10 protein-coding genes are annotated in these 14,485 nt (G+C 35.8%); 6 read left to right on the top strand and 4 right to left on the bottom strand.

Translation table 11 applies throughout. From position 1 onward, the window contains the following. On the top strand, positions 1 to 906 hold a 906-nt coding region (locus AC3DU7_RS09475; RefSeq protein ID WP_488039103.1), incomplete at its 5' end, for a damage-control phosphatase ARMT1 family protein. A gap of 466 nt (positions 907 to 1,372) precedes the next feature. Beyond that, a complete protein-coding gene (locus tag AC3DU7_RS09470) occupies positions 1,373 to 2,539 on the top strand; it encodes a pyridoxal phosphate-dependent aminotransferase (RefSeq protein WP_488039102.1) in 1,167 nt (388 codons plus the stop codon). A gap of 533 nt (positions 2,540 to 3,072) precedes the next feature. Here the strand turns inward: AC3DU7_RS09470 and AC3DU7_RS09465 are convergent. Then, positions 3,073 to 3,375 (bottom strand): acylphosphatase, encoded by a 303-nt coding sequence (locus AC3DU7_RS09465; RefSeq protein ID WP_488039101.1) that lies wholly within the window; start codon positions 3,373 to 3,375, stop codon positions 3,073 to 3,075. A 121-nt stretch (positions 3,376 to 3,496) separates the two neighbouring features. Here AC3DU7_RS09465 and AC3DU7_RS09460 point away from each other — a divergent pair, with 121 nt between their 5' ends. Then, positions 3,497 to 4,450, top strand: a complete 954-nt coding sequence (locus AC3DU7_RS09460; protein ID WP_488039100.1) for a hypothetical protein — start codon at positions 3,497 to 3,499, stop codon at positions 4,448 to 4,450. A 226-nt stretch (positions 4,451 to 4,676) separates the two neighbouring features. Here the strand turns inward: AC3DU7_RS09460 and AC3DU7_RS09455 are convergent, their stop codons facing one another. Next, positions 4,677 to 5,903 carry a trypsin-like peptidase domain-containing protein gene (locus AC3DU7_RS09455; RefSeq protein ID WP_488039099.1) on the bottom strand — a complete coding sequence of 409 codons (1,227 nt, stop codon included), beginning with the start codon at positions 5,901 to 5,903 and terminating at the stop codon, positions 4,677 to 4,679. Between the two features lie 1,558 nt (positions 5,904 to 7,461). Here AC3DU7_RS09455 and AC3DU7_RS09450 point away from each other — a divergent pair. Next, positions 7,462 to 7,956 (top strand): hypothetical protein, encoded by a 495-nt coding sequence (locus AC3DU7_RS09450; protein ID WP_488039098.1) that lies wholly within the window; start codon positions 7,462 to 7,464, stop codon positions 7,954 to 7,956. Positions 7,957 to 8,253: 297 nt separating this feature from the next. Here the strand turns inward: AC3DU7_RS09450 and AC3DU7_RS09445 are convergent, their stop codons facing one another. Continuing rightward, positions 8,254 to 9,216, bottom strand: coding sequence for a pentapeptide repeat-containing protein (locus AC3DU7_RS09445; protein WP_488039097.1), 963 nt, complete (start codon positions 9,214 to 9,216; stop codon positions 8,254 to 8,256). Positions 9,217 to 9,718: 502 nt separating this feature from the next. Next, complete coding sequence (locus AC3DU7_RS09440) at positions 9,719 to 11,386, bottom strand: iron uptake porin (RefSeq protein ID WP_488039096.1); 1,668 nt, start codon at positions 11,384 to 11,386, stop codon at positions 9,719 to 9,721. A 538-nt stretch (positions 11,387 to 11,924) separates the two neighbouring features. On the opposite strand from AC3DU7_RS09440, the gene AC3DU7_RS09435 reads away from it, so the two are divergent. Both AC3DU7_RS09435 and AC3DU7_RS09430 read left to right on the top strand, forming a co-directional pair. Continuing rightward, the gene (locus AC3DU7_RS09435; protein ID WP_488039095.1) at positions 11,925 to 12,110 is read left to right on the top strand and encodes a hypothetical protein; all 186 of its coding nucleotides are present in this window, start codon (positions 11,925 to 11,927) and stop codon (positions 12,108 to 12,110) included. Positions 12,111 to 12,508: 398 nt separating this feature from the next. Continuing rightward, on the top strand, positions 12,509 to 14,407 hold the full coding sequence (locus tag AC3DU7_RS09430) for an efflux RND transporter periplasmic adaptor subunit (RefSeq protein ID WP_488039094.1): 1,899 nt from the start codon (positions 12,509 to 12,511) through the stop codon (positions 14,405 to 14,407). The last annotated feature ends 78 nt before the right edge of the window (positions 14,408 to 14,485 follow it).

Raw genomic sequence — 14,485 nt, 5'->3', positions numbered from 1 at the left:
GAGGCAACAGATTATTTTGTACCTGGAATTTGGCAAGGAATAGACCCTTTTGGTTACCAAAAACGCTTAAGTTTAGAAAAATCTATGGATGCTATCCGCGAAATTGGCGATCGCATCAATGGTTTAAATACTGCTCTACCAAAACAACAGAGTTATCAAATTTGTCTCACAGCTCTGTTACAAACTGCTTTGTGGGGTAATCAAGCCGATCTGAGTTTATGGCCAGTTGAAACAGAGGACCGGACTACTAGAAACCTTCAACAACAACAATCTCATATATTAGTAGATGATACCTATAATTCCATTGACTATTTAAGTAATATTCAGGGGCAACGGATCGATTTAATTATAGATAATGCAGGTTTTGAGTTAGTTTGCGATTTTTTTCTGATAGATTTCCTTTTATCTACTCAAACTGCCAATATTATTTACTTGCATTTGAAAGCACATCCAACTTTTGTTTCTGATGCTATGAGTCAAGATGTCTTTTACACTCTGGAAATCTTAGCTAATGATGTCTCAGAAAATTTACAAATGTTGGCAGCTCGCTTACAAGAATATATTAGTACTGGTCGTTTAATTTGCCGAGATGACTTTTTTTGGAATGCGCCACTAGCTTTTTGGGAAATGCCAGAGTCTGTGAGAGAGGAATTAGCTAAAGCCAGTCTGGTTTTGATTAAGGGTGATGCTAACTATCGCCGTATCTTAGGCGATCGCCACTGGTTATTTACTACCCCTTTGTCAGATATTACTTATTATTTTCCTACACCATTTGTAGCTTTGCGTACCTTAAAGTCAGAAGTAGCAACTAGCTTAGAACCCGATCAAATCGAAATATTAAATGAAGAAGATCCTTTGTGGTTAACAAATGGTCAGTGGGGTGTGATTCAATTTGTTATGCCTTGAAGAAGGGAGTAGTAAATAATTAATAATTAATAATTAATAATTAATAATGAGACATCTCCAGAAAAGAGGGAACAGGGAAAAAGTAAAAGGGAACAGGAAAGAATAATTGATAATTTCTAGATAAGAATTGATTTTATTTTTAATTTTTGGAGATGTCTATTAATAATTAGGGCGTGGCTGAATAAATATCAAAGTATTCCCTGGTAAAAATTTCAGCCTTTGCAAGTGCTAAGGGAGTACCAGCTTTTAGGTAATTCAGGTTCAAAAATGAGCGGATTTTGGGCCATATAGGGACACCAAAGTCAAGGGATAATTTTTCCTTCTACATCCTCTACAACTCCTGATTCCTCTTTACTCTTCACTACTCCCTACTCCCTCTTTTGGTGGAGATGTCTAATAGTTGAGGTTGAACCGAATCATCTGTCCAATATAAAATGAAAGGTTTAGTAGCTCAAAAAAGTAAAAAATGAAATTGGCAGCAAGAGTTGGCAAAGTACCACCCTCTCTAACCTTAGTTATCTCGGCTAAAGCTAAAGAAATGCAAGCTGAGGGAATAGATGTATGTAGTTTTAGTGCTGGGGAACCTGACTTTGATACCCCAGAGCATATCAAAGCAGCAGCCCAAAAAGCACTGGATATTGGTAAGACTAAATATGGCCCAGCAGCGGGAGAACCCAAACTAAGAGAAGCGATCGCCCAAAAGTTATCTAGGGAAAATGGCCTAAACTACAAAGCAGAAAATATTATTGTCACTAATGGAGGGAAACATTCTCTGTTTAATCTGATGATGGCACTGATTGAACCTGGAGATGAAGTAATTATTCCTGCACCTTACTGGTTAAGTTATCCAGAAATGGTCAAACTGATGGGTGGAGAGCCTGTAATTTTGCCTACGGATGCTCGGACGAATTATAAAGTGACACCAGAGCAACTACGTCAAGCTATTACTAGCAAAACAAAATTATTCGTTCTTAATTCTCCTTCTAATCCAACTGGGATGGTTTATAGTCCAGCAGAAGTTAAAGCATTAGCAGAAGTAATAGTAGAAAAAGATATCTTAGTAGTTTCTGATGAAATTTATGAAAAGATTATTTATGATGATATTCAACATCTCAGTATTGGGGCAGTCAGCTCAGATGTTTTGAACAATACTATTATTAGTAGTGGATTTGCTAAAGCTTACTCTATGACGGGTTGGCGCATAGGATATTTGGCCGCACCTGTGGAATTGATTAACGCTACAGTTAAAATTCAAGGTCATAGTACCTCAAATGTTTGTACTTTTGCTCAGTATGGAGCGATCGCTGCATTGGAATCATCTCAAGACTGTGTGGAAAAAATGCGTCAAGCTTTTGCTAAACGTCGGCAGGTAATTTATGATTTATTGAATGCTATACCAGGAATTACTTGTAACAAACCTGAAGGAGCTTTCTATATGTTTGTCAATATTAGTAAAATTTCTAGCAGTTCCCTAGAATTTTGTAATGCTTTATTAGCAGAGCAAAACGTGGCTGTTATTCCTGGTATTGCTTTCGGTGCAGACGATCATATTAGGATATCTTACGCTACTGACTTAGCAACTATAGAAAAAGGGATGGCAAGGTTGGATAAGTTTGTGCGATCGCACAGCTAGACTTTTGAGTGGGGGAGTGTTCAGCAATTAATAATTAATAATTAATAATTAATAATTAGGGCTTACTGATTAAATATCAAAGCATTGACAGATAAAGGTATTAGCCTTTCTAGGCTTGAAAAAAGTACCTGGTTTTGAGCCCTTCACATTCAAAAAGAAGCGCATTTTGGGGTGGCTATGGCAGAAAAATCACTCTTGCTATAATGAATGATCGCCTTCTCTATAACTCCCATTTCTCATGACTCTTAACTACTTCCTACTTCCTTTTTCCCTTCCTGGGAGGGGTTAGGGGTAGGTCCCTACTCCCTACCTCAACAAAAAGACTTTACATACGCAAATTCTAATTAACATTAACTGAGCTGCTAATTAGCAAAAAAGTTATTCTACCTGTGTTAATTACTTAATAACTGAAGTGCTACCTAAGCATAGCATTAATGGATGGGAATTGGTATCAGCAACAAGCTAGAAGTTGGGAATTTAAACCCTAGCTTTTAGCGCGCTGAATGCTGAAATGCTCAAATGCTGATAGCTAGTTAACGATGAATTTCAAAACTTTCTAGTCCTTCGGGTTGCTCATATTTTATAGTTACATCATTGACAATAGCTGACTTAGGGCCTGCATAACACCAGTTAATCATTTTTTTCACCGCTCGATCGCTACCTTCAAAAACAGCTTCGACTTTACCATCAGGTAGATTTTTCACCCAACCAGTGACATTGATATTAACTGCCATTTCTAATGTGGAGAAGCGATAACCAACCCCCTGAACTTTTCCGGAAATAAAAACATGAGCACGAGTAGGAGTGAAAGATGTTAACTGGTTTTCCTCGATCATTTTGTATTGATTATATATAAAATATCTATAGCTTATGGTACTATAAAACTCAACATAAATTCAACTTCTAGGAGTGTTATTTATGAGTACTCGTAAGAGAAACTAGGTGGTAGTTAAAATTATGCTTATAACTTCATTTATAGTAGTTACAGTTGTTAGTGTAATGCTAGGTATAGGTTGTGCTTACTGGCTATTTGAAAAGCGGTTAAAAAAACAAGCAAAAAATTATGAAAAACAGTTACGAGAAACCTACGAACAAATCTATGACCTTCAGCAAGCACAACAAGAAGAAATTACATTATTAAATACAGATTATCAAGAGAGAATCAAACAAAAAGAAGAACTTGAAAAACAACTCAGACATAACTTAGAAGAAATACAAGAAAATATTGCTCTTGCTCATATAAGACATCAAAATGAAATTCAACAATTAAAAGTAGATTATCAACAAAAAAAACAAGAAGAAATTCAAGCTTTAGAAGTAGATTATCAGAAAAATTTGAGGGGATTACATAAACAAAACGAAGAATTACAAGAGCAAATTAAATTAATTCAAGCAGAACATATACAGAATTTAGAATCGACTGAAGCTAAATCACAGGAAAAAATTAGAAAATTAACAGATAAATATTCTCACCAGATAGTAGATTTAGAAAAAGAACATCGCCAAAAAAAACAAAAAATCAACAATTTTTGGCAATTAAAGTATCACAAAAAATTCCAAGAATTGTCAGAAACTCATCAGCAAAAAATTCACAATATTACCAGTTATTTAGAAGACAAACATCAACAAAAAATTGTTAACTTCAAGAAGTATCACGAACAAAAACTTAGAAAAACAGTTAAATCTTTAGAAACAAAATATCAAAGTCGTCTCCAAATTAAAATCCAAGAATTAGAAGAAATTCATCAAGAATCTATGCTAGAAACAATAGGAACTATAACTACTCAACATCAAAATCAGCTTCAGCAAAAACTCAAGGAATTAAAACAAAAATATGATACTGAGCTTCAATCAACAATACAATCTCTTAAAGCCAAGCATCAACGTCAAATTAGAGAACTTATGCATTGAAGAAGACAAGGTATAAGACAGAAGGGAAAATTGCGCGGTGATAGTCAACAACTGGCCACTCCATGTCTATATACCTCAAACAATTTTAAGCACCGTATAGATGACTTGGTATTACACCCGCAGAAAGATAAAGATACAGCGTTTCCCAGGCTAATGAGGTATTTATTTCTATTCTATCCATACCTGTTCCCTGTTCCCTATTCCCTATTCCCTAGCGCTATAACTCTCAATTTCTTAACTTTTGAATAAAATTTAAGGTGTCTTGATAAGATTGAATTCTGCCACCTTGTTGATAAAGTTCTGCTGCTTTTTCTAAATCTTTTATTGCTTTTTGAAGTTGCTGTTTTGCGCTGGTTATATCTTCCATTTTTTGATAAATAAGACTATTTTGATAAAAAACATGAGCACGATTATAATAGGCATCAGCATAGCCTGGATTAATTTCAATTGCTTTAGTATAATCTTTAATTGGGTTTGAATTTCGTGTTATTTCATGAGGATTAACTAACAAACTCCGAGCAATACCCATATTAAAATATATTTCAGGAGTATTATTAGGTTCCTTTCTCAAAGCACGATTAAAATTAGCGATCGCCTCCCAAGCATCTCCTCTATCCAAATAACTTATACCTCTAAAATATAAAGCTTCAGCGCTCTGAGGATTAATTGTTGAAACGGGGGAACTAACTGTAGGAGCATCATCCAAAATTAGGTCTGAAGGATTAATATTCGCATCAGATAATCTTCTGATAAAACTATTAATAGGAACCGCAGCATTAAACCCTGTTTTAATTGGCGCTACATCTCCAGCATTAGTTTGAGCAAAACCAAATTCCCCTTGTCCATGAATACCAATAACGCGACCATCAGAATCAAAAACTGGACCCCCACTCATACCACTCCAGGTAACAGCTTGATAACGCAAAGTATAACCTTCGGGGCGACTTTTAGGACGACTGGTTACTAATCCTGGAGATAATTCTGGCGCTCTTTCAGTGCTAAATAAACCGCCAGTAGCAGGATAACCAAATACATATATTTGAGAACCAATAACTGATTGTTCAGAATTACCTAAAGTTGCCACTGGATATGTTTCTGTCGTTTCAAATTTCAATATAGCTAGATCGGGTTCTTCATCGGTTGTCTGTAAACTGACTACCTCTATTACTGAATAATCTTTTTCTAGATTGGTTCTAATGCTATATTCAATAGTAGAATCTTCTACTACATGATTAACAGTGAGGACAGTATAAATATTATCATTTTTAGCAATAATTACACCTGAGCCATCACCTAATTTACTATTGATTTGCACTGTAATTGGGATAGCAATTTCTGCTACTTCTTGAGCTGTTTTAGCATTTGCTGCTGTCGAAATATTAATCACAATTGCTGCTAGTGTAGCAGTACCTAATAAATAACTATTGAGAGAATTAAAACGAGACCAAATCATAATTTTACGCTCCTAGAATTTAGATAATTTAGACAAGGTGAGTAAGCTAAGATGAATTTTAAATGCGTCTTAGCAAGTCAGAAGTTAGAAGTCATAAGTCAGAAGTCAGGAGTAATAAAGATTATCCTTTTAATTAGATACAAAACAAATAAGTGGTTTAAATGTACAACAGCTTATTAGATGACTATTTACAACAAATGACGTAAATTAAATAAATTTGTTCTCCGTCTTTAAGCTAAAGTATATAATAGTAGTTGAGTAAGTACTTAAGATCGGCAAAATCTACTAATTGATCTTGACTACTATTTAATATAATCATCAGTACAGAATTTATAAAAAATTAAAAAATAGAGAATAGAGTCTTAAATTCTGACAAAAAAAAATTAAGTCTCAAGTTTCCCCTTTTCAAGAAATAAAAAAGAAAGTTTTACATCTTCTCATATTCCTATTGCAAGAGGTACTACCATTTCTCAAACACTTTTCTACATTTTATTGAACAGAGGAGTAGGGTAATAGCAAAGCGGAGGAGTAGGGGAAGTAAGTAGGGCTTGCTGATTAAATATCGCGCGCATTGACTGATATTGGTTTTAGGCAATTTATGTCTGGAAAAAGTATGAACTTTTCAGCAAGCTTAGGTAAAAAAAGTAAGGATTTTCAGGTAGCACGCAGCCGAAAAATCACTCTGACTATTATGTTGGTCACTGACTCTGTGATTTCCATTTTTTCTACGTTCTAACTACTCCCTACTCCCTAACCCAGCAAAAAGACTTTATGAGCACAAACCCTAACTAGGAATGTTGTACACAACGTCTGTGAGAAGTAAACATCAGAATAATTAACTCGTGTTAATTACTTAATAATTTAAGGGGTGCATGTCATATTTACAAAAATACTTTTTTCCTATATATTGCCTATTAGACATCTCCAAAAATCAAAAATAAAATCAATTCTTATCCATAAATTATCAATTATTCTTCCCTGTTCCCAGCTCCGGTGTTCCCTGTTCCCTCTTTTCTGGAGATGTCTATTGGCTGTTACCTAAAAGCAATAAATTTTTGGCTTTGTTCAAAATTGAGATGCACCCAATTTAAGGGCTAATTAAGTTAAGTATTAATACATAGTAATTAGCATAATAACGTAGCTCCTCTATCAAGAAGCTAACTTAATTGACCATTATTTTCTAATCTTCAAGTCCCAATCAATTTTCTAAACAACTACGCCAATAATAAATTTGCATATCAAGTTTTAATTCAGCTATATTAAAAGAACAAATGTCTCATAGCAAAAAAATATTATCTCTCAGTAAATATGCATAGAAAATGCACAAGCTTTACTTGAAATATTGACAAAAACTTTATCTATTTCGAGCTAAATCTTAATAAAAATTTCATCCAAAATTAAAATTTATTGTTTATCATAAAAATATGAATATTAACTAGGTATAAATATAATCTCACCTAACTAAAATTAATTTCGGCTTTGATAATATCAAGCCGAAAAAAATTATTCTGTAAAGTTTCTTAACCAATTCAACAATTACTTCAAGAAAAATAACACAATGGCTGATATAAACCAAAAAATCAGATCGAACAGCGCAAATCTAAGCCTTGATTCTGCCATTATTAATGAAAGCAACGAGAAAGATACTATTAAATACGATTTTGAAGTATCCCCTTATCGTGGACCTGCTGCCGGGAATAACTATTACGGATCGTTCAGTTTTAAAGGTTCAAAATTAACTGGCAAAGGCATAGACTTTATAATACTTGAGAACTTTGACTTTAGTTTTTTAGATATTGACTATAGCAACGCTGATTTATTATTTGCAGAAGCTGTATTTAGAGATGGCAAATTCTTAGGATTAATTGTAAGTAGCGAAGAGTTTTCTTTTGTCTCTGGATTTTTAGATTTATCTGAAACATATTTTACCTATGATATTAACTCTAATTTTGGAGTTGCAGATGTAACATTCTCTTTAAGGCAAGTGACTGATGATAATTTTGAAGCTGTATATATTTCTGAAGCTAGTTTTTTAATGGGAGCATTGAGTTAAATATTGAGACGTTGCTGAATACATGTATGATATTAATCTTAATCTCAAAAATATTGCTACATTTCTTTGAGAGTAGGGAACCCACCCCTAACCCCTCCCAAGAGGGGGATTTGGGAGTAGGGAGTAGGGTTAAAAGAGATAATAGATCTTGGTTTAATACCGAGAATCGTTACAAACATTACTGAACCATTATTATTACTTAATAACTGAAGTCTTCATTGAAATATAGCATTATTTTTGGGAATTGGTATAACTCCCATTCCTCCTGACTCCTGACTCCTCCAATTATATATCTAGTTATTCTTCTTCATCACTTCTAATACTACCGTCTGGCATAATTGTATTATCAAAAATTACCCCATCTAAATCAGCATTTTCTAAATTAGCATTAGTAAAATTAGCATTAGTCAAATCTGATCCATTTAAATCAGCATTCTCTAAATTAGCATTAGTAAAATCCGTATCGATCAAGTCTGTGTCGCTCAAATTTGCACCACTTAAATTGGCATTACTAAAATTAGCAGAATTTATTTCTTGCTCGGATAAATCTATATTACTTAAATCTTTGCCACTCAGATCGCTGCCTTCACTAATAAACATTAATCCTGCTTCATTAGGGTCAATTTCTGATGGTATATCTTGTGGATCTAAGTACCAAGCATTGTGAAAATTAATATTAGTATAGTTAGCTTGACTCCAACCAGACATAGCTTTAATTTGAGCATGACTGAAGTCAGCATTACTCAGATTTGAATCCTGAATATAAACATCATAAAAACTTGTGTGACTGAGATTAGCATTGTTCAAATTACACCCGTCAAAAGTAACTTCACTTAAATCTGCATGACTAATATTTGCATCAGTCAAATTACAGCTATAAAAAGTTGATTGAAAGCCCCCCATTTGAGTTAAATTAGCATTAGTAAAATTGGAATTGTCTATAGTGCTATGGTCATAATTTGTATCTGTTAAATCTGCATTGCTTAAATCTAGATTTTGCCAAGATATTCCTTCTAAGTTAACGTGACTGAGATTAGCATTTCTGAAAGTAGTATTTTCTACTTCTGTACTATCTAACTGAGCATTACTTAAATTAGCATTATCTAAATTGACATTTTGCAATATTGCTCCGCTGAGGTTGACATAGCTGAGATTAATTTCCTCTAGAGAAATATTGCTTAATTCCATATCTTCTAATTCCACACCAGAAAAATCTCTTTCTCCAGCTTGATAACGTTGGATTAATTCATCGCTATTCATATTTTTTTTCTCCGGTAGTAACTGATAAAATAATATTATATAGCAGAAGGGAGAAGGAAGAAGGAAGAAGGAAGAAGCAAGAAGGAAGAGGGAAAAATATTGCTTTGTTTGAGTTTTAAACTTTTAGCAGAAGGAAGAGGGAAGAAGTAAGAAGCAAGAAGGAATAAGGAAAAATATTGCTTTGTCTGAGTTGTAATATTTTGATCTGTCCTAGCTTTCTACCTACGACCTACGACCTAAAACTTACCGAATAATTCAGGTTTAAAGCCTCTCCTTGGCTGTGTCGCGAGCTGTCCCTCTACAAGGAGAAACAAGCGGTCGTTTGCTTTGCAACGCTGGCGCGAAAAGCGCAGCTTCCCGTAGGGTGGGATGATGGGTTTCCTAACCATATCCAATCGACCAAGAGAAGAAAAATTTTTCATCATTAGTCAATCAATTCCGTTTTCACTCTTGAGGTAATAATTAATTATTAATTATTAATTATTAATTATTAACACCTTCTTCAAAAATAAAAAACAGTGCGTAACGTACCAGTAAAAATCGTACCATTACTCTTTTGATTACTAGGGTCAAAAACAACTTGCAAAACAGGTGAAATCTGAATATTATCATTCACCATATAATTATAAAAAACTTCCAAATTTGTCTGAGTTGAATTACCAATTTCATCCACAACAAAAGGTTGTCCAACTGCAGCCCCCAAGCGATCGCCTTCTTGCAAAACATCTAATCCGGAAATACCTGCCATCCAATAGTTCGGATTGATATCTCCAAAATCTGTATCCTCATAGCTGCTATAACCATAGCGACCAAAAACAGCAAACTTAGCAGAAAAACCCCACTCAAAATTCACTCCCACTGCATCAAAATTGCGAGAAAAAACTTTTCCTCCACTGTAAAGTAAACGTAGACTAAATCTAGATGAAGGATTATATTCAAATTCCACCATTCCTTGATGAAAACCAAATAAACCCCTGGAACCCCTGCCATCAGAATAGAGTAGTGATGTAAACACAGAAACTGGCAAAGGCCCTTGACCATTTTGAGAAGGGTTAGCTGAGTCTGGGGCAATATATAAGGCACGAAGATTAAAAGCACTACCACCAGGATTCCATTCCAATATTGCTCCACCACCGATACCATTTACAGGAAATGCAACGTAGTTATAAACCAGGTTTTCTGTGGAAAAGTCGCGAAAGCTTAAATCGGCGTAACTGTTATTATCTATATAATCCAAAGCTTCTATTAAAGGTCCAATAGATAGAGACAAATTTTCCACAACTTGAAAACTGTAGAAGGCTCTCCCAATACCAAAATCGTCATCTCCTGGGGGGCGTTTGGAGAAATCTAGAATACTACCAAAGTTGGGTTCGAGTACAGCTGTAGCGTTATCAATAAAACCATTACTACCTGTATCAACCCGTATTTTTAATAAGTCTGTACCGCTAAAACTGGTATCAAAATCGAAAACTGCTCGATATAGAAACGTAGCTTGAGGATTTTCGTCTGCAAGCTCTACTCCATTGGGGCCAATGAGGCGATCGCCATCAAAACCTCCAGCATTCACTGCAAAAATTGTCTGACCATTTAATTTAGTGGTAGTGGAAAACTGCTGTGCTTCTAAAGCATCTACTCGATTTTCTAAACCCTCAGTACGTGCTTTCAGGTTAGCTATTTCTACCTGAAAATCTTGTATAAGTCTTTCGATAGCTATCAGGTCATCTTGTTGAATTAATTCTGCTTGATTTTCTGCCAGTAAATTTTCGATGGTTTCCCAACAAGCATTTACAGCTGCTGCAAATTCATATCTGGTGATAGCACGGTTGCCTCGGTAAGTATTGTCAGGATAACCGGAGAGACAGTCGTATCGATGCTTACAGCAAGCTCCGCTAACGCGTAAACTTATTAATGCTTCATAGGCCCAGTCAGTGGGTAAAATATCATCTAGTTGGTAAACAGGTATTTGTTGGGTAATAGAGTCATTAGATTTAGAATTACTAAATTCTTCAGCATACTTTTGAATTTCTCCCATCACCTCCTGTTTTTCTTCTGTTGCCAGAGTCATACGAGTGTTTAAACATAACAAATTGATTAAAATCAAGCTAATAGCAATACAAATTTTACAATTGTCATTTTTTTTATCGATACCATGAATTTTAAATATATGCAAAATCTTTCTCCCTAACAATAGTCTATTATGATGTCAGATTTTATCATTAATACGAGATAATTTAGTCTTGAAAGATGGGATAAATTAGGAAAAAAATATTGTTGGCATTAACAACTTATACGCTGTTGGTAAACAAAAGACTCAGTAGGGTGTGTGACGGTATGCTTACGATTTGTGGAATAATGCCTGGTTTTATACCAATTCCTAAAAGTGGTACTATACTTGCGCAATACTTCAGTTATTAACTAATTAGCAGAAGTAGAATCACTTTTCTGCTAATTTTAGCTAATTTAATATTCATTATTCGGCGTTGGTAATTTTAGGTATGATAACCATGTCCGGATAAGAGCGCGATACAATTCCGTTACCTTTGCACTCCCCGAAAAACTTTCTCCTTCTACTCAGGGTTTCTTCTTTTTTCTTCCCTCCTGACTCCTGTCTCCTGACTCTTGACTCCTAAAAAATTAAGATTAATATCATACACTAATTTACCAACGCCCATTATTCTTATCTTTTCTTCTCCCTGTACGGACGTTGCATGCAACGTCCCTACCTACTCCCTACTCCTCAACAAAATGTAGAAAAGTTTTTGAGACGCACCTCATACTTTGAGAGGCGTGCGTTACATTTCCAAGACTTAGGCAAAATGTCAGATAATACACTATCTGTAGAGGGATATTTCTATTTATACCTACTAGATATGGTGGTTTTGCGTAAGTATTGATTTCATTAATGCACCCTAATGAGCCGATGCAGTGTGTTAGATTGTTGTGGTGGGGGAGGGTTCATCTAAATCTAATTTTGAGCAATTAAGAATAGCGTGGAACCTTCCCCTACTATTGTTTGTTTCACCCCTTGAGGATTGAATATTTATTTGATGAACACTCTCTCATGCTAGCTAAACAGCGAAGCGATCGTTCTCACCTAAATCTTTACATTCGGGATACTACCAAACCTCAAAAACTTTTCTATGTTTTCTTGAGCGGGGGAGTAGAGAAATCATTGCAATTATTTCAAACGTATGTTTTAATTAGGACAAATCAAACGATTGTTTTAAATGTCCATTTTTAGTCAAATTTAATCAAAATCCTATAATCTCTACTTGAGTTAAAACGCAAAGCAATGAAAGATAAAAAATTGCTAGACTCTAAGCCCCATGAAATTAATGGCAAAGTCGAAATCTTCACTGAAAAGATAGAAACTTTACCAATTCAGTCAGAAGTCACTAATTTAAAGCCTAAAGTCAAAGATAGAAAATTTCTTCGGGTTGGCCTGGTGTTACTTACTTTAGGAATAGCTTTTAGCGGTCTAAAATTTATTCAGGAGTGGAATATTTCTGCTAAACCAAACTTAGAAACCACTCTTCCCAATATCCTATCCGTTCCAGCTATCCCAATTAAATTAGTAAATTCCTATTCCGTTTCCCAGAATTACACAGGAATTGTAGAAGCCAAAAGAAGCAGTGAATTAGGTTTTGAACAATCTGGTTTACTCACATCTATATATATAGAAGAAGGAGAAGAAGTAACCAAGGGAACAGCTATCGCTCAACTCGACACTAGCCAAACAAAAGCTCAAAAAGCAGTATTAATAGCACAGAAAGATAGAGCGATCGCCACTCTCAAAGAACTACAAAACGGAGCAAGGCCAGAAGTAATTGCAGCCACCCGTGCATCTCTGGCCCAAGAACAAGCAAAATTACGGGAGTTGCAAACCGGGCCGAGACCAGAAGTAATTGCAGCGACCCGTGCATCCCTACTCCAAGAACAAGCAAAATTACAGGAGTTGCAAACCGGGCCAAGACCAGAAGTAATTGCAGCTACTCGTGCATCTTTACTCCAAGAGCAAGCTAGACTACAAGAGTTGCAAACTGGACCGCGTACTGAAGATATTGAAGCTGCTCGTTCGGGAGTTTTGGACTTAGAAGAACAATTAAATCTCGCTCGCCTTCAGGAAAAACGACGTGAAGAACTTTATACCGAAGGAGCAATTTCTCTAGAGCAGTTTGATGAAGTTTCAACCCAAGCAGATACTTTACAAGCAAGACTGGAACAAGCAAAGAGCGAACTAGAGAAACTGGAAACAGGTACTCGTAGGGAACAAGTAGAAGCTCAACAAGCTAGAGTGCGTCAGGTGCAAAGTCAGTTAGACGAACTTATTGCCGGAACTCGCAGGGAACAAATTGAGGCTCAACAAGCTAGAGTGCGTCAGGTGCAAAGTCAGTTAGACGAACTTATTGCCGGAACTCGCAGGGAACAAATAGAGGCTCAACGAGCTAGAGTGCGTCAGGTGCAAAGTCAGTTAGACGAACTTATTGCTGGAACTCGCAGCGAACAAATAGAGGCTCAACAAGCAGAAATTAGAGGTTTCGAGGCACAAATTTCAGAAATTGATGTTGTTCTGAGAAAGAGTACTCTATTTGCACCTTTTTCGGGTAGTGTTTCAGTCCGACATTTAGACGAAGGAGTTGTGGTTAATGCTGGCCAGGGTGTTGTGCGTTTGGTTGAGAGTGGTGAAAGGAAAGTTAGGGTTGGGGTGCCACCTACGAATACTTCCAGTCTGAGGATTGGTAGTCAGCAGGAGGTTAGGGTGGGAGACAGAATTTATAGTGCAAGAGTGCTGTCGATATTACCAGAAGTAGATTCTATGACTCGGACGCAAACTGCAATTTTGGCACTACCTCAAAGTATTGCTCCTGGCACTGTTGTTCGTCTGGCATTAAATCAGACTTATGATCTGGAAGGATATTGGTTGCCTACATCTGCTTTGGTTTGGGGAGAGCGGGGGTTATTGGCAAGTTATGCTCTTGTACCGCCTTCACAGTCAGATTTGAATTTACCTGCAGGAACTTATCAGACTGAAAAACGAATGGTTGAGGTTTTGCATACGGAGGGAGACCGGAGTTTGGTGCGGGGAGTATTGCAACCGGGAGATTTGGTTGTGACTAATGGAACAAATCAATTAACACCAGGACAGTTTGTGAAGTCAGAAGTTAGGAGTCAGAAGTCAGAAGTTAGATGAAGTGTAGGCTACTTTGTAGGTTGGGTTGACGTAAGGAAACCCAACAAAAAGTTGGGTAAGTCCAGTAATGGTATATAG

This window comes from Okeania sp. (genome assembly GCF_983059655.1).
The sequence above is the reverse complement of the archived record's forward strand: the minus strand, read 5'-3'. Positions and strand labels throughout refer to the sequence as shown.